Origin of the sequence: Pseudomonas sediminis (assembly GCF_039555755.1) — a bacterium.
In the GTDB taxonomy this organism is placed as follows: Bacteria; Pseudomonadota; Gammaproteobacteria; order Pseudomonadales; family Pseudomonadaceae; genus Aquipseudomonas; species Aquipseudomonas mendocina_D.
In genome coordinates, this window is sequence record NZ_CP154631.1 from 1,252,500 (window position 1) to 1,270,663 (window position 18,164).

General features: G+C 63.8%; 17 protein-coding genes. 6 read left to right on the forward strand and 11 right to left on the reverse strand.

The window, feature by feature from the left end; genetic code table 11:
* Positions 1–10: 10 nt before the first annotated feature.
* The 8 genes from AAEQ75_RS06040 to bioB form a co-directional block, all read right to left on the reverse strand.
* The gene (locus AAEQ75_RS06040) at positions 11–1,816 is read right to left on the reverse strand and encodes a phenylacyl-CoA dehydrogenase (RefSeq protein WP_343351149.1); all 1,806 of its coding nucleotides are present in this window, start codon (positions 1,814–1,816) and stop codon (positions 11–13) included.
* Between the two features lie 169 nt (positions 1,817–1,985).
* Positions 1,986–2,723, reverse strand: coding sequence for a putative metalloprotease CJM1_0395 family protein (locus AAEQ75_RS06045; RefSeq protein ID WP_343351150.1), 738 nt, complete (start codon positions 2,721–2,723; stop codon positions 1,986–1,988).
* 54 nt (positions 2,724–2,777) lie between these two features.
* Positions 2,778–3,077, reverse strand: a complete 300-nt coding sequence (locus AAEQ75_RS06050) for a hypothetical protein (RefSeq protein WP_343351151.1) — start codon at positions 3,075–3,077, stop codon at positions 2,778–2,780.
* Positions 3,078–3,176: 99 nt separating this feature from the next.
* Positions 3,177–3,863, reverse strand: coding sequence for a dethiobiotin synthase (gene bioD / locus AAEQ75_RS06055; protein ID WP_343351152.1), 687 nt, complete (start codon positions 3,861–3,863; stop codon positions 3,177–3,179).
* 58 nt (positions 3,864–3,921) lie between these two features.
* Positions 3,922–4,767 carry a malonyl-ACP O-methyltransferase BioC gene (bioC, locus tag AAEQ75_RS06060; RefSeq protein WP_343351153.1) on the reverse strand — a complete coding sequence of 282 codons (846 nt, stop codon included), beginning with the start codon at positions 4,765–4,767 and terminating at the stop codon, positions 3,922–3,924.
* The gene (locus AAEQ75_RS06065; protein WP_343351154.1) at positions 4,760–5,482 is read right to left on the reverse strand and encodes an alpha/beta fold hydrolase; all 723 of its coding nucleotides are present in this window, start codon (positions 5,480–5,482) and stop codon (positions 4,760–4,762) included. The genes bioC and AAEQ75_RS06065 overlap by 8 nt, the downstream gene beginning before the upstream one ends.
* On the reverse strand, positions 5,475–6,644 hold the full coding sequence (gene bioF, locus AAEQ75_RS06070) for an 8-amino-7-oxononanoate synthase (RefSeq protein ID WP_343351155.1): 1,170 nt from the start codon (positions 6,642–6,644) through the stop codon (positions 5,475–5,477). The genes AAEQ75_RS06065 and bioF overlap by 8 nt, the downstream gene beginning before the upstream one ends.
* 88 nt (positions 6,645–6,732) lie before the next feature.
* The gene (gene bioB, locus AAEQ75_RS06075) at positions 6,733–7,791 is read right to left on the reverse strand and encodes a biotin synthase BioB (protein ID WP_112210867.1); all 1,059 of its coding nucleotides are present in this window, start codon (positions 7,789–7,791) and stop codon (positions 6,733–6,735) included.
* A gap of 196 nt (positions 7,792–7,987) precedes the next feature.
* On the opposite strand from bioB, the gene AAEQ75_RS06080 reads away from it, so the two are divergent.
* The 5 genes from AAEQ75_RS06080 to rarD all read left to right on the forward strand — a co-directional run bounded on the left by AAEQ75_RS06080 (position 7,988) and on the right by rarD (position 12,076).
* A complete protein-coding gene (locus AAEQ75_RS06080; RefSeq protein WP_017675774.1) occupies positions 7,988–8,281 on the forward strand; it encodes a hypothetical protein in 294 nt (97 codons plus the stop codon).
* 43 nt (positions 8,282–8,324) lie between these two features.
* Positions 8,325–9,065 (forward strand): ComF family protein, encoded by a 741-nt coding sequence (locus AAEQ75_RS06085; RefSeq protein WP_343351156.1) that lies wholly within the window; start codon positions 8,325–8,327, stop codon positions 9,063–9,065.
* 61 nt (positions 9,066–9,126) lie between these two features.
* Positions 9,127–9,891, forward strand: a complete 765-nt coding sequence (locus tag AAEQ75_RS06090) for a TOBE domain-containing protein (RefSeq protein WP_343351158.1) — start codon at positions 9,127–9,129, stop codon at positions 9,889–9,891.
* Positions 9,892–9,989: 98 nt separating this feature from the next.
* Positions 9,990–10,964 (forward strand): serine/threonine protein kinase, encoded by a 975-nt coding sequence (locus AAEQ75_RS06095; protein WP_343351160.1) that lies wholly within the window; start codon positions 9,990–9,992, stop codon positions 10,962–10,964.
* 218 nt (positions 10,965–11,182) lie between these two features.
* Complete coding sequence (rarD, locus tag AAEQ75_RS06100; protein ID WP_256835813.1) at positions 11,183–12,076, forward strand: EamA family transporter RarD; 894 nt, start codon at positions 11,183–11,185, stop codon at positions 12,074–12,076.
* A 311-nt stretch (positions 12,077–12,387) separates the two neighbouring features.
* On the opposite strand, the gene AAEQ75_RS06105 is transcribed toward rarD, so the two are convergent.
* The gene (locus tag AAEQ75_RS06105; RefSeq protein WP_343351161.1) at positions 12,388–12,906 is read right to left on the reverse strand and encodes a glycine cleavage system protein R; all 519 of its coding nucleotides are present in this window, start codon (positions 12,904–12,906) and stop codon (positions 12,388–12,390) included.
* Positions 12,907–12,942: 36 nt separating this feature from the next.
* Positions 12,943–13,392 (reverse strand): GNAT family N-acetyltransferase, encoded by a 450-nt coding sequence (locus AAEQ75_RS06110; RefSeq protein ID WP_343351162.1) that lies wholly within the window; start codon positions 13,390–13,392, stop codon positions 12,943–12,945.
* 304 nt (positions 13,393–13,696) lie between these two features.
* Here AAEQ75_RS06110 and AAEQ75_RS06115 point away from each other — a divergent pair, with 304 nt between their 5' ends.
* Positions 13,697–15,874 (forward strand): malate synthase G, encoded by a 2,178-nt coding sequence (locus AAEQ75_RS06115; RefSeq protein ID WP_343351163.1) that lies wholly within the window; start codon positions 13,697–13,699, stop codon positions 15,872–15,874.
* Positions 15,875–15,993: 119 nt separating this feature from the next.
* Here AAEQ75_RS06115 and AAEQ75_RS06120 read toward each other — a convergent pair whose 3' ends face one another.
* The gene (locus AAEQ75_RS06120; protein WP_343351164.1) at positions 15,994–18,060 is read right to left on the reverse strand and encodes an LTA synthase family protein; all 2,067 of its coding nucleotides are present in this window, start codon (positions 18,058–18,060) and stop codon (positions 15,994–15,996) included.
* Positions 18,061–18,164 lie beyond the last annotated feature (104 nt).

The following is an 18,164-nucleotide window of genomic DNA, read 5'->3' on the forward strand; positions in this document are numbered from 1 at the left end:
CGATCAGGTCTTAGAAGCCGAGCGCAAAGTGCTCTTCATCCATTTCCATCAGGTTGCTGGCGCCCGACAGCATGGCTTCGACATGCGTGCGGGTACGCGGCAGGATGCGCGCGAAGTAGAAGCGAGCGGTCTGCAGCTTGGCCTTGTAGAAAGCCTCGTCGCCAGTACCGGCAGCCAGCTTCTCGGCAGCCAGGCGCGCCATGTCGGCCCAGAAGTAGGCCAGGCAGGCGTAGCCGGAGTACATCAGGTAGTCCACGGAGGCGGCACCGACTTCTTCGCGATCTTTCATCGCAGCCATGCCGACTTTCATGGTGATGTCGCCCCACTCCTTGTTCAGCTTGGCCAGCGGCTCGACGAATTCCTTGACGGAATCGTTGCCTTCGTTGACCTGGCAGAACTTGTGGACGATCTTGGTGAAGTTCTTCAGGGCACCGCCCTGAGTCATCAACACCTTGCGGCCCAGCAGGTCGAGCGCCTGAACGCCGGTGGTGCCTTCGTACATCATCGAGATGCGGCAGTCACGCAGGTTCTGCTCCATGCCCCACTCGCTGATGAAGCCGTGGCCACCATAGATCTGCATGCCGTGAGAAGCGGACTCGAAGCCCACTTCGGTCATGAAGGCCTTGGCGATCGGGGTCAGGAAAGCCAGCAGTTCGTCGGCAGCTTTCTTCTCTTCTTCGTCCTGGCTGTGCTGAACGATGTCCACCTGCTTGGCGGTGAAGTAGACCATGGCGCGGTTGCCTTCGGCGAACGCCTTCATGGTCAGCAGCATGCGGCGTACATCCGGGTGCACGATGATCGGGTCAGCGGCTTTTTCCGGCGCTTTCGGGCCAGTCAGCGAACGCATCTGCAGACGCTCGCGAGCGTACTTGATGCCACCCTGGAAGCCGACTTCGGCGTGGGCCAGACCTTGCAGTGCGGTACCCAGGCGAGCGGTGTTCATGAAGGTGAACATGCAGTTCAGGCCCTTGTTGGCCGGGCCAATCAGGTAGCCAGTGGCGCCGTCGAAGTTCATCACGCAGGTGGCGTTACCGTGGATGCCCATCTTGTGCTCGATGGAGCCACAGGAAACGGCGTTGCGCTCGCCTACGCCGCCTTCGGCGTTCGGCAGGAACTTCGGCACGATGAACAGCGAGATACCCTTGGTACCGGCTGGCGCATCGGGCAGACGGGCCAGAACGATATGGACGATGTTCTCGGCCATGTCGTGCTCACCCGCGGAGATGAAGATCTTGGTACCGGAGACTTTGTAGCTGCCGTCAGCCTGCGGTTCGGCCTTGGTGCGCAGCATGCCCAGGTCGGTACCGCAATGCGGCTCGGTCAGGCACATGGTGCCGGTCCACTCGCCGGAAACCAGTTTGGTCAGGTAGGTGTGCTTCTGCTCGTCGGTGCCGTGAGCGCTCAGGGTGTTCATCGCGCCGTGGGAGAGGCCCGGGTACATGCCCCAGGACCAGTTGGCCGAACCGACCATCTCGCTGACAGCCAGACCGAGCGACTCAGGCAGACCTTGGCCGCCATGCTCGACGTCATGGGCCAGGCTCGGCCAGCCGCCTTCAACGAACTGCTGATAGGCCTCTTTGAAGCCAGTCGGGGTTTTCACACCGGATTCGCTCCAGGTGCAGCCCTCGATGTCACCCACACGGTTCAGCGGAGCCAGAACCTGCTCGCAGAACTTGGCGCCTTCTTCGAGGATGGCGTCGACCATGTCTGGAGTGGCGTCCTGGCAGCCAGGCAGGCTCTGGTAGTGCGCTTCATAACCCAGCAGTTCGTCGCGAACGAAACGAATGTCACGCAAGGGGGCCTTGTAGTCAGGCATAACGGTAAACCTCTGCGGTGGATTCCTAGTAGTTGGGGTGACCGTCTTGGCGGTCGCTCTCGGGATCACTCCCGGCTGCCTGGCCACGAGGCTGCGGCCGAAGCAATCAAACAGGCGTTTGAAACATACGTTTACGCCAACCCCTTGTCAAGCGCTGCCAATCGGCCGACTACGCGACCAGATCAATGCGGGGCTCCGGCGCAGGCAATTCACCCAGACGCCGATACAGATCAAGATTAGGCGCTGGCGGCGAAGCCTGCTGTGACTGCTCGGCGGGCTGTTCATCGGCGGAGCCAGCGTCGTCACGGGCCTTGCGCTCTTCGACGGTATTGCTGGCCTCGTCACGCCGCAACTCGGCCAGTTCGACGCGCGCCTGCGCCGCTTGCGCCTGGGCCAGAGCGGCTACGCGCAAGTCTTGCGGGGAGGGTTCGATGGGGGCGAGCGCTGCGCGCAGAACGATTTCCATCTTGCGCAGCGTCGCTTCGGGGTCATTGGGGACGGGGGCGGTATCAATGCTGACTTCACCGGAAACGGCGTAACGCTGCCCATCAGGGCCGCGCTTGAAACTGTAGGTCGGTGCTCCCGCGTATTGCCCGCCAACGGCAGCATGCGCCTGCTCGTGAGTACGGACCTCACGGTCACGCTGCACGAGGTCGTCGATTTCCAGCTGTTGCTGGCGCTGCTCCTGAGGGCTTGGCTCGGGCTTGTCTACGCGATTCGATGCGTTGCCTTCGCGATCCGCCTCCTCTCGGCCGGAGGCAGCGGAGTCGGCTTGCTGCTCCTGCGGCGCCGCAACAGGTGCCTGATCGGCACGGGCAATATCAGGGGAAACGTCGGACGACAGAGGCCTTGCCGAACTGACGGACGGCGCGGGAGTGAACGGTGGCAGGCTGCTGCCAATCTGCATGAGCGTCCTCCTGCCCCGCTGCTGGCCGCATCCGCGCGGCCGGGGTGAGACGACTTAAGCGCGGGTATCGATCAGGGTGCCCAGCACCTCGTCGGCGGTGTCGACGACACGTGCATTGGCGCGCACTTCGTTTTCACCGACACGCAGCGCCACGAGGCTTTCGGTCAGGTCAGGGCGGTTACGCTCGGATACCTGCGAACTCGGATTGACCTGATTCTGCGGTGGGGTCTGAGTAGTCTGCTGCGACGGGTTGATGGTGCTGCTGGCGATATCACCGGCGGCCTGCTCGACACGGCGTTGCCCGGCCTGAATACCGTTCAAACCCGAATTGAATGCGTTGGCGGAGATTTCCATCGGCAGCCCCCTGAGGGATGTAGAACCTGATAACGGGCATTGAAGCAGAAATCGGCTAAAAAACGTACAGGCAAAAGGCTATGGTCAGTTTGCTGTTTATTACCAGTCAGCCAACAACTCCAGTTTGAGGTGTTCCGCCACAGCTGCGGCCGTCACATTGCCCAAGTGTGGCACACGCCCCAGGCAAGGCGCTGGTAGGCGCTCGGTGAGGGTGGCGAGGTTTTCCTCCAGACGTGAGGTCTTCGGCTCGACGATATTGGCCACCCAGCCGGCCAGTTTCAGCCCATCACGCTCGATCACCTCTGCGCTCAGCAGCGCGTGGTTGATACAACCCAGGCGTACACCTACCACCAGAATCACCGGGATGCCCAATGCCACGGCCAGGTCCGACAGGTTTTCCTCACCGGCCAGCGGTACGCGCCAGCCGCCTGCGCCCTCCACCAGCGAGAAATCCGCGCCCTTGCTCAGGATCGCCTGCACCGGCGGCAGCAGGCTGGCGACATCCAGTTTGATACCCACTTCGCGAGCGGCCAGGTGCGGGGCAATGGCCGGCTCGAAGGCCAGCGGGTTGACCTCTTCATAGTGCAGCGGCAATGAACACTGGGCGAGCAAGGCCAGCGCGTCGTCGTTGCGCAGCCCATCGGCGGTTCGCACGCAACCGGAAGCGACCGGCTTGGCCGCTGCGGTGCTCAGGCCCTGCTGACGCGCCGCATGGAGCAGGCCAGCGGCGATAGTCGTCTTGCCGATTTCGGTATCCGTGCCGGTGACGAAGTAGGCTTGGGTCATCTGATCCTCGTGGGAGCGAGCTCTGCTCGCGAAGCGGGTTGGCGAGCGAGGTTCGTGCCTAGGAAGGCTTCTGCAGCACGCCGTACACCACCTGATAGGTGGCCGGCAGGCCCTGCGGCTGGCGGAAGTGCTCGTAAGCCTCGATCAGTGCACGAATGCGCGAGCGCCCCGTCAGCCCACCCGGACGCCCCGGGTTGAGATTGTGCGCACCGAGGTCCTTGAGCGAGGTGGTCAGGCTGCGCAGATCGGGAAAGTGCAGGACCTCCGCCTCACGTTGCAGCGCCAGCACCTGCAGGCCACTGACCTTGCACATGTGCTGATAGGCCTCGAAATGGCGGAAGCGATTTACGTGGACCAGGCCGTCGACCGCCAGCCAGCTATCACGCAGCTCCTGCAATGTACCGACACACAGGCTGGAGAACGCCAGCACGCCACCGGGACGCAACACCCGCTGCGCTTCGCTCAGAACGCGCGTGAAATCGGCACACCATTGCAGCGCCAGACTGGAGAACAGCAGATCGACGCTGGCGCTTTGCAGCGGTAGCGCTTCGGCATCGCCGGCAATGAAATGCGCAGCACCGCCCTGAGGCCTGGCGTGGCGCAACATGCCCTCGGCGATATCCACCGCCAGGCCCTCGCTCGGTGCATAACGTTCGGCCAGGGCGCGGGTGAAATGGCCTGTGCCGCTGCCCAGGTCCAGCCACAGTCGCGGCTGTAGCGAAGCAGGCAAATGCGCCAGCAGTTGGTTGCCGACACTGCGTTGCAGCTCGGCCACCGAGTCGTAACTGGCTGCCGCACGGGAAAACGACGCGGCAACCTGACGTTTGTCCGGCAACGCCACATCTCCGTAGGGTGCGCCGTGCGCACCAGAGAACTCATGAGGCGCCACACGCAGCTCAGACATCGCTGGCCTCACGGATGAAATCGAGCATCAAGACCGCCAGGGCATCTGCCTGCTCGCGCACGAAGGCATGGCCGCATTCTTCCAGCACGTCCACCTCACCCGCTGGCAACAGCGCCAGCAGTGCGTCGCTTGCCGCTGCTGGCACCAGCGCATCCTGCTCGGCCAGCAGATGCAATTGCGGCCCGCTGTACGCCGCCAGCGCACCGCGATTGTCCAGGCTCGCCAGTAGGCGCAGCCCGGCCAGCAGAGCGGACTCGTCGCTGGTCGACAGATAGCTTTGCAGCTGCCGTGACAGGCCGCGCGCGTCCGCGCCACCCTGGGCACAGAGTATGGCAAAACGTTTGAGCGTAGCGCCGGCGTTATCCTGGCAGCTCTCATAGAAGGCTGCGTAGGTCTGTGCCGGCATGGCCGTCGGCCAGGTATCGCTGGCGACGAAACAGGCATTGCTGGCCAAGGTGATCAAGCCACGGCAGCGCTTGCCACGACGCGCAGCCAGGGCGGCGGCGAGCATGCCGCCAAGTGACCAGCCGACCAGCCAGCAATCATGCGGCAGACGCGTATCCAGCTCGTCGAGCCAATCGGCAGCGGCCGCACTGCTCAGTCGCGGCAGGGCTGGCACCTGCACCTGCATATCGCCACCCAAGGCCTTGGCCAGCGGTTGCAGCAAGGCGCCGTCCAGGCCCCAGCCCGGCAACAGAATCAGCGTCTCACGCATCGGTCTGCACCTGCGGCCAGCACTCGGCCAGCGCCTCGAGTAGCAGTTCGAGCTGCGCATCGCTGTGCGCAGCGGACAGGGTCACGCGCAAACGGGCGCTGCCAGCCGGTACGGTCGGTGGGCGAATGGCGCCGACCAGCAGGCCGCGATCCTTGAGCAGCGCAGACAGCTTGAGCGCACGCGCACTGTCGCCGACCAGAATCGGCTGAATCGGGGTGGGACTGTCCATCAGGCTCAGGCCGATCTCGGCGGCGCCCTGACGGAAGCGGGCGATCAACCGCTGCAAGTGTTCGCGGCGCCAGCTTTCGCTGCGCAGCAGCTCCAGGCTCGTCAACGTGGCGCAGGCCACCGCCGGCGGTTGGCTGGTGGTGTAGATGTAGGGCCGGGCGAACTGGATCAGCGTCTCGATCAGCTCCTCGCTGCCGGCGACGAAGGCGCCGGCGGTACCAAAGGCCTTGCCCAGTGTGCCGACCAGCACCTGCACGTCATCCTGGCCCAGGCCAAAGTGCTCGACGATGCCACCACCGGTGGCGCCCAGCGGGCCGAAACCATGGGCATCATCGACCATCACCCAGGCCTTCGCGGCACGCGCCTCGGCGCACAGGGCCGGTAGATCGGCCAGGTCGCCGTCCATGCTGAACACACCATCGGTGACCACCAGGCAGTTGCCAGTGACCTTGCGTAGGCGGTTGGCCAGGCTCACTGCATCGTTGTGCAGGTAGCGGGAAAAACGCGCGCCGCAGAGCAGGCCGGCATCGAGTAGCGAGGCGTGGTTGAGACGATCCTGCAGTACGCTGTCGCCCTGCCCGAGCAAGGCGGTGACGACCGCCAGGTTGGCCATGTAACCGGTGGAGAACAAAAGTGCACGCGGCCTGCCGGTGAACGCGGCCAGGGCCTCCTCCAGCTCGTGATGCGGGGTGCTGTGGCCGATCACCAGATGCGATGCGCCGCCGCCGACGCCCCATTTTTCCGCGCCCTGCTGCAGGGCGCGGATCACTTCGGGGTGGTTGGCCAGGCCTAGATAGTCATTGGAACAGAAGGCCAGCAGCTCCTGACCATCGGCCCGCACCTGCGGGCCCTGCGGGGTCTGCAGCAGCGGACGCTGGCGGAACAGATCGGCGGCCTGGCGCTCGGCCAGTCGCGTAGCAAGATCGAAGCTCATGCACGTTTTCCGTAGAAGCGAGCGTGGCGAGCGAAAAACCAGGACAGGAGGTCATTCGCGAGCAGAGCTCGCTCCCACATAAAAGGAATCAGGCCGAAGCGGCGTTGTAGAACAGCTTGGAATCGCGCTGCTCGACCAGCGCCTGTTCGATGGCCGCCTGGTGCACCTCGTCGGCGTGTTCTTCGCGCTCCTCAGGCTTGATGCCGAGGCGCTTGAACAGGGCCATGTCCTTATCCGCCTGCGGGTTGGCGGTGGTCAACAGCTTCTCGCCGTAGAATATCGAGTTGGCGCCTGCCATGAAGGCCAGGGCCTGCATCTGCTCGTTCATCGCCTCGCGGCCGGCAGACAGGCGCACGTGGGATTTCGGCATCATGATCCGTGCCACGGCCAAAGTGCGGATGAAGTCGAACGGGTCGACGTCCTTCTCCTCGGCCAGCGGCGTGCCCTTGACCTTGACCAGCATGTTGATCGGCACGCTTTCCGGGTGCTCCGGCAGGTTGGCCAGCTGGATCAGCAGCCCGGCGCGGTCATCCACCGACTCGCCCATGCCGAGGATGCCACCCGAGCAGATCTTCATCCCCGCCTCGCGCACGTAGGCCAGGGTCTGCAGGCGCTCACCGTAGGTGCGAGTAGTGATGATGCTGCCGTAGAACTCCGGCGAGGTATCGAGGTTGTGGTTGTAGTAGTCCAGGCCCGCGTCAGCCAGCGCCTGGGTCTGCTCCTGATCGAGGCGACCAAGAGTCATGCAGGTTTCCAGGCCGAGCTTCTTCACGCCCTTCACCATTTCCAGCACGTAAGGCATGTCCTTGGCGGACGGATGCTTCCACGCGGCGCCCATGCAGAAACGCGTGGAGCCGATGGCCTTGGCCTCGGCGGCCGCCTCCAGCACCTTCTGCACTTCCATCAGCTTTTCCTTGTCCAGGCCGGTGTTGTAGTGGCCGGACTGCGGGCAGTACTTGCAGTCTTCCGGGCAGGCGCCGGTCTTGATCGACAGCAGGGTCGAGACCTGCACGCGGTTCGGGTCGAAGTGCTGGCGATGGACGCTCTGCGCCTGGAACAGCAGGTCGTTGAAAGGCTGCTCGAACAGCGCGCGAACCTCGGCGAGGCTCCAGTCGTGGCGGGTGGTGATTTCGGCGGTTGCGCTCATCTGAGAGGTCCTTCGACGCTTGGTGGCATCTGTTGTCAGGCCCACGCGGGGCATTCAGGCTTGGGCCATCATAAGTGGCGATTGGATGCTGTCAACCACGAGAAAGACACAGGTTTACATATGATCAATTAATAACCAATAGAACTTATGTCATGGCACAAGGCCAAATGCTTACCCCTCCCACAGGATGTTCTGCATGCAGGTTGAAGGTTTTTTTGAAGGGCTCGGCGAAGCGCTGGGTCGCGCCATCCGTTTCATCGTCGACATGTTGTCTGGCGTGCTAGGCGCCATGGCCGATGCCATCGACGACTTTCTCCAGGGTATGGCCAGGGCCATTGGCATGGACGTGTCGATCTTCAGCATCATCCTGCTGATCATCGGCCTGCTGTTCCTGTTCAGCGGCGCTCGTTCACTGCTGCGCGGCTCGATCATCGGCGGGGTGATCTGGCTGTTTCTCGGCCTGATCGTCATGGGCTGGCTCATCCGCTGACGCGAACTACACTTATGGCACCACCGCTCATGGATGAGCCGCGATGCCATTATTCGACCCAACCCTTCTGCAACGCCTCCCCTGGCTGCGACCGCACCGCCATTGCCAGCTTTGCGACGAAACCACCGATCACCCCACGCACGCGGTCTGCACGGCTTGCGAGGCCGAGTTGCCGTGGCTCGGTGCACATTGCCAGATCTGTGCGGTGCCATTGCCGGCCCACGGCATGATCTGCGGCGCCTGCCAGAACAAGCCGCCGAGCTTCAGCCGCGTGGAGGCGCCCTGGCGCTATGCCTTCCCCGTCGACAATCTGATCACCCGCTTCAAGCATCAGGCGCAATGGCCGTACGGCCGTCTGCTTGCCGAGCTGTTGGCCGAACACCTGCACCATGCCTTCGATGAGGGATTGCCCCGCCCCCAGGCGCTGTTGCCCGTTCCATTGGCCCGCAAGCGCCAACGGCGACGCGGCTTCAATCAGGCGCAGATGCTCGCCGAATGGCTGGGCGCCAGCCTCCACCTGCCGGTGCAACATGACTGGCTCCAGCGCCGTGTCGATACGCCCGCACAGCAAGGGCTGGATGCCGCGACACGCAAGCGTAATCTGCGTCAGGCCTTCAGCCTGGAACTGCAGGCCAAGGTGGCTGGCGCGCACCTGGCGCTGGTCGACGACGTGCTCACCACCGGCGCCACGGCGGGCGTACTCGCCCACCTGCTGCGTCGCGCCGGCGCCCTGCGCGTCGATGTGTATTGCCTGGCCCGCACGCCACGGCCGGGCGACGCCTGACTTGACGCGCCAGGCGCAGTCACGCACCTTGCCCGACATCCTTCCTGGCCACGCCTCAATCATGTCGCAGCTCGATCCCCTCGCCCAATTGCTCAGCCGCCGCCCGAAACGCCTGGCCCTGCTCGAGCAGATCGCCGAACAAGGCTCCATCACCCGTGCCGCCAAGGCCGCCGGGCTGAGCTACAAGGCCGCCTGGGATGCCATCGACGAGTTGAACAACCTCTCGGAGCAGCCCCTGGTCAGCCGCAACGTCGGTGGCAAAGGCGGCGGCGGTGCACGCCTGACACCCGCTGGCGAACGTCTACTGGCACTGCAACAACGCCTGCAGGCGCTGCAGGTGCAACTGCTGCAGGCCGCCGGTGACGACGCCGACCTGGCGCTGCTCGGCCGCCTGATGCTGCGCACCAGTGCGCGCAACCAGCTCACCGGCCGCGTGCGCGCGATTCACGCCCACGGCCACAACGACCTGATCGATATCGAACTGCCCGGCGGCAGCCGTCTGCAAGCGCAGATCACCCATGACAGCACCGAGAACCTGCAACTGAGCGAAGGCAGCGGCGTGGTCGCGCTGATCAAGGCTGGCTGGCTGGAACTGCAGCCACTCGATGCAGCGCCAGCAGAACAGCACAATGCACTCGAAGGCCGTATCGAACAGATTCTGCCGGCCAGCGACGGCCCCAGCGATGTGCGCATCAGCCTGCCTAATGGCCAAACCCTGTGCGCCCTGCTCGAATCCGCTCGCCTGGCCGAACTGGGACTGCGCGTCGGCGACCAGGTACGCGCACAGTTCGCCGCCAGCCAGGTGCTGCTCGGTACGCAACTGTAGGGCGGCTGCAACTCGCTAATAACGCCAACGGCGGGTTACACCCGCCCTAGGTTCAGCGCAAGCCGGTAGACTGGGCGCCCACTCACGCGGAGCCGTTCATGAGCCACCCCTTTTCCACCCTCACCCCGGATCTGGTGCTCGATGCCGTGGAGAGCCTTGGCTACCTCAGCGACGCCCGCGTATTGGCACTCAACAGTTACGAGAACCGCGTCTATCAAGTCGGCATCGAGGACGAAACACCGCTGATCGCCAAGTTCTATCGTCCGGATCGCTGGAGCGATGCGGCAATCCGCGAGGAGCACAGTTTCAGCGCCGAGCTGGCCGAGCACGAGGTCCCGGCGGTGGCGCCACTGGCGCGCGATGGCGAGACACTGTTCGAGCACGGTGGCTTCCGATTTGCCCTGTTCCCACGCAGGGGCGGCCGCGCGCCAGAGCCGGGCAACCTCGACCAGCTGTACCGCCTTGGCCAGTTGCTCGGACGCATGCATGCCATCGGCGCCAGCCGGCCTTTCGCTCACCGCGAAACCCTGGCGGTGGACAACTTCGGTCACGCAGCCCTGGCCTCTCTGCTCGACGGCGGCTTCGTGCCGCACAGCCTGCTGCCGGCCTACGAGTCGGTAGCGCGCGACCTGCTCACCCGCCTCGATGAACTCTTCGCCCGTGTGCACTACACGCCGATTCGCCTGCACGGCGACTGCCACCCAGGCAACCTGTTACACCGCGACGACGCCTTCCATGTCGTCGACCTCGATGACTGCCGCATGGGCCCGGCGGTGCAGGACCTGTGGATGATGCTTGCCGGCGAACGTCATGAACGCCTCGGCCAATTGGCCGAACTGGTCGACGGCTACCAGGAATTCCACGACTTCGCCGCCCGCGAACTGCCGTTGATCGAAGGCCTGCGGGCGCTGCGCCTGATGCATCACAGTGCCTGGATCGCCCGACGCTGGGACGACCCGGCGTTCCCTCTGGCCTTCCCCTGGTTTGCCGGCGAGCGCTACTGGGGCGACCAGATTCTCGCCCTGCGCGAACAGATGGCTGCACTGGATGAAGAGCCGTTGCGACTGTTCTGAGCCGATGACATCCGGGACCGCAGTTCCCGGACTGCATCCGGGCTACGCACCGACCGCGCCAAGTCCGCGTACCCATACAGTTGCGCGCACCGCGTAAAGTTTGCCTTACGACTTTGCCGGCGTTTCGGTATACATAAAAAGCTGAACGGACAGACAAGGCAGAGGCCAGAGCGCTAGAATTTCGCGGCAACCGTTAGCTGCCTAACCAAGGATTCTCGATGGCCACCGCCAACCCGCAACGCGGGTACGTTCTGGGCCTTACCGCCTACATCATCTGGGGCCTGTTCCCGCTCTACTTCAAAGCCCTGCAAAGCGTGCCGGCGATGGAAATCATCGTGCACCGCGTGCTCTGGTCCGCGCTGTTCGGCGGCCTGCTGCTGCTCGTCTGGAAGCACCCTGGCTGGTGGCGCGAGCTGCGCGACAACCCCAAACGCCTGGCGGTGCTGGCCGGCTGCGGCCTGCTGATCGCGACCAACTGGCTGGTATACGTGTGGGCGGTGAACAACGACCGCATGATCGAGGCCAGCCTGGGCTACTACATCAACCCCTTGATCAACGTATTGCTCGGCCTGCTGATTCTCGGTGAGCGCTTGCGTCGCCTGCAGTGGCTGGCCGTGGCCCTGGCCGCGATAGGCGTACTGCAACAACTGTGGCAGGTCGGCAGCCTGCCCTGGGTATCGCTGGTGCTGGCGCTGACCTTCGGCTTCTATGGATTGATCCGCAAACAGGCGCCTGTGGCGGCATTGCCCGGATTGGTGGTGGAAACCTGGCTGCTGGTGCCGGTGGCGTTGGCCTGGCTGGTTTTGCACCCTACAGCGATGAGCAGCCAGGCCAGCTTCTGGACCAGTAGCGAAGCACTGTGGCTGGCCGCCGCCGGGCCGATCACCCTGGTGCCGTTGGTGTGCTTCAACGCCGCGGCGCGGCATCTGCCCTACACCACGCTGGGATTCCTGCAATACCTGGCTCCGACCCTGGTACTGCTGCAAGCCATCTTGCTGTTCGATGAGCACTTCTCGCCAAGTACCCTGCTGGCCTTCGCCTGCATCTGGGCGGGGCTTTTTGTGTATAGCCTGGATATCTGGCTGAACCTGCGTAAGCGGCGCAGCGCGTAAGAGCTGGTGTGCACAGCGCACCCTGCGCAGGTCGCGGAAGCCGCAAGGTGTCGCGGGTCCACCTAAGCCGTGTGCACCGGCTTTCCTGCTAGCACTCGCTGAACAGAAAACATCCACCCAGCGCCAAGCCTCGCCAGCCCTGGCGCGGCGCCTTTCATCCCCGGTTTATCCACAGCTCCATCCCCGGCCTTTGTGCACAAGCTATTGATCCTGCTGAATTTTTAGTCAGCCCATGAAAAACCCCGGAGCACTAAGCTATGCGCCGGGGCTCCCCAGTTTATCCACAGGCTGATCCACGCATACCGTGGATATCAATCCTCAGCGCGCAGATTCAGCTCCACCATCAGGTCATCGGCCAGGGTTTCCAGGCGCGCCTGCAATTGCTCCAGGGCCAGCGTCTCCGGCACGGCCAGCAGCGCTTCGGCTGTGAACAGCAACTCACCACTCATCGGCGCTGGCGCCACCTCGGTGAGCAGACTCTCCAGGTTGACGCCCTGTTCGGCCAGCACGCGGGTGATGTCGCGGACGATACCGGGCCGGTCGTTACCCACCAGTTCCAGGCGAATCGCGGTGAAGCGCCCGCCTGGCTCGCTGCCGCTGGCCGCCAGTTGCACGCGAATGCCTTGCGCGCTGAGGGCTTCGAGCTCCTTGATCAGGCCGCCGTGGGCCTCGGCCGGTACATCCACCCGCACGATCCCGGCGAACTGCCCGGCCATGCGCGCCATGCGGCTCTCCAGCCAGTTGCCGCCATGGGTCGCGACGCAACCCGCCAAGCGCTCGACCAAGCCGGGTTGGTCCTCGGCAATCACCGTCAGTACCAGATGATCCATGTACTACCTCACTCGTTCACACAGGGTTCGAAAAGGTCAGCCGCGCAGCGACAACCAGTAGGTGAAGAACTGTTCGTCACGCACGTAGCCAAGTCGCTCGTAAAGGCTCTGGCCGGCCAGGTTGGTTTTCGCCGTTTCCAGTTGCAGACCACAGGCGCCGGTCGCCTCGGCATGTGCGCGGGCGGCATTCATCAATGCCTCGCCCACGCCTGAGCGGCGGGCGCGTTCGTCGACATACAGATCGCTGAACAACCAGGCCGGTTCCAGCGCCAACGAGGACTGAAAGGGATAAAGCTGCACGAAGCCCTGCGCCGCGCCCTCCGCGTCGCGGGCGATGAACAGTTGCGAATCACCGCGCTGTAGGCGCTGGCCAAGAAAGCTGGCAACTTCCGCCGCCTCCCGCGGCACTTGGTAGAAGTGCAGGTAGCCGACGAACAGACGGGTGAGATCAACAAGGTCAGCAGCAACAACAGCGGATACCGTCATGGCAGGCTCCGGAATGACTGAAAAGCAGTATAGGCGAGGTGGCGTAGGCCATATCGGCGCACTTGTCAGAAGCCAACTCAATTAATCGTGTACGATTTTGCTTATTTTGTGGAACAATAGCGCACCTTTTTTGCACGCACAGCGCACTAAATGTGACCATAAATAGTCTTTTGGTCGCAGACTGACGCCACCCCACTGCATTTACCCAGGATCTTGATGTAGTATGCCGCGCTTTGGACTACAAGACGGAAAACCCGTCTCCAAAGCGGCTATTGAGTAGAGCTCAGAGAGAGTGAGGCAAGTGATGACTGAACGCGTTCAAGTCGGCGGCCTGCAGGTCGCCAAAGCCCTGTACGACTTCGTGAACAACGAAGCCATTCCCGGTACCGGCATCGCTGCCGACCAGTTCTGGGCCGGTGCCGCTGCGGTCATCAAGGACCTGGCGCCGAAGAACCACGCCCTGCTGGCCAAGCGCGACGAACTGCAGGCGCAGATCGACGCCTGGCACCAGGCGCGCAAGGGGCAGGCCCATGACGCGGCTGCCTACAAAGCTTTCCTCCAGGAAATCGGCTATCTGCTGCCTGAGCCGGAAGACTTCCACGCCACCACCACCAACGTCGATGAAGAAATCGCCCGCCTGGCCGGCCCGCAACTGGTGGTACCGGTGATTAACGCGCGCTTCGCCCTGAACGCCTCCAACGCCCGCTGGGGCTCGCTGTACGATGCGCTGTACGGCACCGACGTGATCAGCGAAGAAGGTGGCGCCGAGAAGGGCAAGGGCTACAACAAGGTCCGTGGCGACAAGGTCATCGCCTTCGCCCGCGCCTTCCTCGACGAGGCCGCGCCGCTGGCTGCCGGCTCGCACGTCGACTCCACCGGTTATGCCATCGTCGACGGCAAGCTGGTCGTCGCCCTCAAGGGTGGCAGCAACAGCGGCCTGCGTGACGACGCGCAACTGGTCGGTTTCCAGGGCGAGGCCAGCGCGCCGATCGCCGTACTGCTCAAGCACAACGGCCTGCACTTCGAAATCCAGATCGACGCCTCCAGCCCGATCGGCAGCACCGATGCCGCCGGCGTCAAAGACGTGCTGATGGAAGCGGCGCTGACCACCATCATGGACTGCGAAGACTCCGTCGCCGCCGTCGACGCCGATGACAAGGTGGTGGTCTACAAAAACTGGCTGGGCCTGATGAAAGGCGACCTGGCCGAAGAAGTGTCCAAAGGCGGCAAGACCTTCACCCGCACCATGAACCCGGATCGCGTCTACACCAAGCCGGACGGCTCCGAGCTGACCCTGCATGGCCGCTCGCTGCTGTTCGTGCGCAACGTCGGCCACCTGATGACCAACCCAGCCATCCTCGACGCCGAAGGCAACGAGGTTCCGGAAGGCATCCAGGACGCGCTGTTCACCAGCCTGATCGCGGTGCACAACCTGATCGGCAACACCACGCGCAAGAACACCCGCACCGGCAGCGTGTACATCGTCAAACCGAAGATGCACGGCCCGGAAGAAGTCGCCTTCACCAGCGAAATCTTCGCCCGCGTCGAGGATGTGCTGGGCCTGGCCCGCAACACCCTGAAAGTCGGCATCATGGACGAAGAGCGCCGCACCACCGTCAACCTCAAGGCCTGCATCAAGGCTGCCTGCGAGCGCGTGGTGTTCATCAACACCGGCTTCCTCGACCGCACCGGTGACGAGATTCACACCTCCATGGAAGCCGGCGCCGTGGTGCGCAAGGCCGCCATGAAGAGCGAAACATGGATCGGCGCCTACGAGAACAACAACGTCGACGTCGGTCTGGCCACCGGCCTGCAGGGCCGTGCACAGATCGGCAAGGGCATGTGGGCCATGCCGGATCTGATGGCGGCGATGGTCGAGCAGAAGATCGCCCACCCGCTGTCCGGCGCCAACACCGCCTGGGTCCCCTCGCCGACCGCCGCCACCCTGCACGCCCTGCACTACCACAAGGTCGACGTGTTCGTCCGTCAGGCCGAACTGGCCAAGCGCACCCCGGCTTCGGTGGACGACATCCTGACCATCCCGCTGGCCAAGGACACCAACTGGAGCCAGGAAGAGATCCGCAACGAGCTGGATAACAACGCGCAAGGCATCCTCGGCTACGTGGTGCGCTGGATCGACCAGGGCGTGGGCTGCTCCAAGGTGCCGGACATCAACGACGTCGGCCTGATGGAAGACCGCGCCACCCTGCGTATCTCCAGCCAGCTGCTGGCCAACTGGCTGCGCCACGGCATCGTCAGCGAAGCGCAGGTGGTCGAAAGCCTCAAGCGTATGGCGCCGGTGGTGGACCGTCAGAACGCCAATGACCCGCTGTATCGCCCCATGGCCCCGGACTTCGACAACAACGTCGCCTTCCAGGCCGCGCTGGAGCTGGTCGTCGAAGGCACCAAGCAGCCCAACGGCTACACCGAGCCGGTGCTGCATCGCCGTCGCCGCGAGTTCAAGGCCAAGAACGGTCTGTGATTCGCTCATTGCGCGAATGAATAAACCGCCCTCCGGGGCGGTTTTTTATTGAGCAGTCGCGACTGAAGCCCTCCCACGGGCGCTAATGTTGTGGGAGGGGCTTTAGCCGCGACAGGCAGTCAGGGCTTGTTCTGCGCTGTTTTGTCCGCCGTCACGCCAGTGGTATTGCTCAGCAGGCTGGCGGTGGCGGTCTGCACGAAGGCCGACAGCTTGCGCTCAAGATCGCTGCGCCGCTGCGCGTCGTCGATCACTTCGCCGCGCGCATCATGGCCAAGCTGGTAGCGATACAGGCGCGCATCACGATCACGCGGTTTGACCAAGATGCTGTCACCGGTCACCAAACCCACGGTCTGGTCGCTCCCGGACGGTTTGATCACCGCCACACCGGCATCACCCTCAGGCAGCGCCAGCAGATCGCGGCCCCAGCATTGCTGCTGCACTGGCTGACCGAGGCGGCCCATGATGGTCGGCACCACGTCGATCTGGCTGCCAACGGTGTCGCGGCTGCTGCCGAAGGTGTCCTGCACGCCAGGGCCGATCAGCAGCAGCGGAATGCTGAAGCGCGACAGATCCATCTCGGTAATCTGCTCGTCGTTGCCGAAACCATGGTCACCCAGGATCACGAACAGGGTGTCCTTGAAATAGGGCTCCTGGCGCGCCTTGGCGAAGAACTGGCCGAGCGCCCAGTCGGCGTAGCGCATGGCAGTCAGGTGTTCGTCCAGTGAACCGTGGCCGGTGACGCGCTCGACCGGCAGGTCTTCCGGCAGCGCGTAAGGCGTGTGGTTGGACAGCGTCTGCAGCAGTGCATAGAACGGCTTGCCCTGGCTGCCGAGCTTGGTCAGTTCGTCGGCACCGCGGCTGAACATGTCCTGGTCGGACACGCCCCAGGTCGGATCGATGAACACCGGGTCGACGAAATCGTCGCGACCGACGAAGTTGCGCATGCCCTGGTTAGCGAAGAAGCCGGACTGGTTATCCCAGGCGAAGCTGCCGTTGTAGACATAAACGTCGTCATAGCCACGAGCACTGAGCAACTGCGGCAGGCCTGAGAACTGATGGCCGCCTTCAGGCATGCGCATCAGGTATTCGAACGCCGGCAAGTTGGGGAAGCAGGCCATGGTGGCGAACATGCCCTGATGGGTATGGGTGCCGTTGGAGAATACGCGCTGGAACAGCAGCCCTTCCTTGGCCAGGGCATCGAAGTTGGGGGTAATGCCGTCCTGGTTGCCCATGGCGCCGATGTAGCGGCCGGCCATGCTCTCCATGAGAATCACCACCACGTTGCGCACCTGCGGCAGTTGGCCTTCGGCCGGCGGCGTGTAAACGCGGCGCACGGCGGCCTGGTCAGGGTCGATCAGCTCATCGCGCGGGGTCAATAGCAGGTCGCGGGTGATCTGCTGTGCTTCGTCAGCCGGCAGGGTGGCCTTCCAGCTGTTGTCGCGGTGATCGGAGAAGAAGTTCTCGGCGGCGTCGACCAGAGTCAGGGTGCCATTAAGGCCCAGGTGATTGGCGAACATCGAATCGGTGGTATAGGCGTCGCCCCAACGCAGCGGCGGGCCGGAGCGCAGGGTGCCACGGGCAGCAACCACGCAGACCAGCAGGAACAATACGAACACGGCGGTGCGGGCCGGCCAGCGCGGCGGCGCAGCATGCCCGCGCGCACGCGTTGCGCGCTCGATACGGCGGAACAGCCAGGCCAGCAGCAGCGTCGCCAGGGCCCAGGCCAGCAGCAGGCGCAGCACCGGGAAACCGTTCCAGATCATGCTGGTAACGGTGCCCAGGTCTTCCTGCATGTACTGGAACACCAGGCTGTTCAGGCGCTGGTGAAATTCGCGGTAGAAGTTCAGCTCGACCACGGCGAAGAACAGGCACAGGCTGGTGGCGAACGTCAGCCAGGCCACATGCAGCCGCCGGGCACGCATCGCCGTGACGCTGAGCAGCGAGAGGCTCAACGGCACGCACAGGTAGACGATCAGGCGCAGATCGAAGCGCGCGCCATTGATAAAGGCTTCGACGAAGGTGCTGGCCGGCGTATCGGCGATCAGCGCGTGGTTGTAGGCCAGAAGCCCCAGGCGAGCGAGGGCGAAGAGCAGCAGCATGCACAGCGCGCTGCCGAGGATGAACGCCAGGTGACTACCAACACTGACCTGCGCCGCCTTGTGGGCAGCTGGTACGGATGACTGCATGGATATGCCTTGCTCTTTACGGAATACGTGGGCGGGAGCAGTCTGCCTGGGCACCAGTCAAAATTTCGTCAAAACGGCGCTGCCTGCACCCTACTTAGGTGCAA

Excerpts from the sequence above, each read along its gene's own strand:
- AAEQ75_RS06085 (WP_343351156.1), top strand. The coding sequence starts at position 8,325 with ATGCCATTATTCGACCCAACCCTTCTGCAACGCCTCCCCTGGCTGCGA.
- bioF (WP_343351155.1), bottom strand. The coding sequence starts at position 6,644 with ATGAGCTTCGATCTTGCTACGCGACTGGCCGAGCGCCAGGCCGCCGAT.
- AAEQ75_RS06045 (WP_343351150.1), bottom strand. The coding sequence starts at position 2,723 with ATGCAGATTGGCAGCAGCCTGCCACCGTTCACTCCCGCGCCGTCCGTC.
- AAEQ75_RS06120 (WP_343351164.1), bottom strand. The coding sequence starts at position 18,060 with ATGCAGTCATCCGTACCAGCTGCCCACAAGGCGGCGCAGGTCAGTGTT.
- AAEQ75_RS06105 (WP_343351161.1), bottom strand. The coding sequence starts at position 12,906 with ATGGATCATCTGGTACTGACGGTGATTGCCGAGGACCAACCCGGCTTG.
- AAEQ75_RS06040 (WP_343351149.1), bottom strand. The coding sequence starts at position 1,816 with ATGCCTGACTACAAGGCCCCCTTGCGTGACATTCGTTTCGTTCGCGAC.
- bioD (WP_343351152.1), bottom strand. The coding sequence starts at position 3,863 with ATGACCCAAGCCTACTTCGTCACCGGCACGGATACCGAAATCGGCAAG.
- AAEQ75_RS06065 (WP_343351154.1), bottom strand. The coding sequence starts at position 5,482 with ATGCGTGAGACGCTGATTCTGTTGCCGGGCTGGGGCCTGGACGGCGCC.
- AAEQ75_RS06090 (WP_343351158.1), top strand. The coding sequence starts at position 9,127 with ATGTCGCAGCTCGATCCCCTCGCCCAATTGCTCAGCCGCCGCCCGAAA.
- AAEQ75_RS06115 (WP_343351163.1), top strand. The coding sequence starts at position 13,697 with ATGACTGAACGCGTTCAAGTCGGCGGCCTGCAGGTCGCCAAAGCCCTG.
- rarD (WP_256835813.1), top strand. The coding sequence starts at position 11,183 with ATGGCCACCGCCAACCCGCAACGCGGGTACGTTCTGGGCCTTACCGCC.
- bioC (WP_343351153.1), bottom strand. The coding sequence starts at position 4,767 with ATGTCTGAGCTGCGTGTGGCGCCTCATGAGTTCTCTGGTGCGCACGGC.
- AAEQ75_RS06095 (WP_343351160.1), top strand. The coding sequence starts at position 9,990 with ATGAGCCACCCCTTTTCCACCCTCACCCCGGATCTGGTGCTCGATGCC.
- AAEQ75_RS06110 (WP_343351162.1), bottom strand. The coding sequence starts at position 13,392 with ATGACGGTATCCGCTGTTGTTGCTGCTGACCTTGTTGATCTCACCCGT.
- AAEQ75_RS06080 (WP_017675774.1), top strand. The coding sequence starts at position 7,988 with ATGCAGGTTGAAGGTTTTTTTGAAGGGCTCGGCGAAGCGCTGGGTCGC.
- bioB (WP_112210867.1), bottom strand. The coding sequence starts at position 7,791 with ATGAGCGCAACCGCCGAAATCACCACCCGCCACGACTGGAGCCTCGCC.
- AAEQ75_RS06050 (WP_343351151.1), bottom strand. The coding sequence starts at position 3,077 with ATGGAAATCTCCGCCAACGCATTCAATTCGGGTTTGAACGGTATTCAG.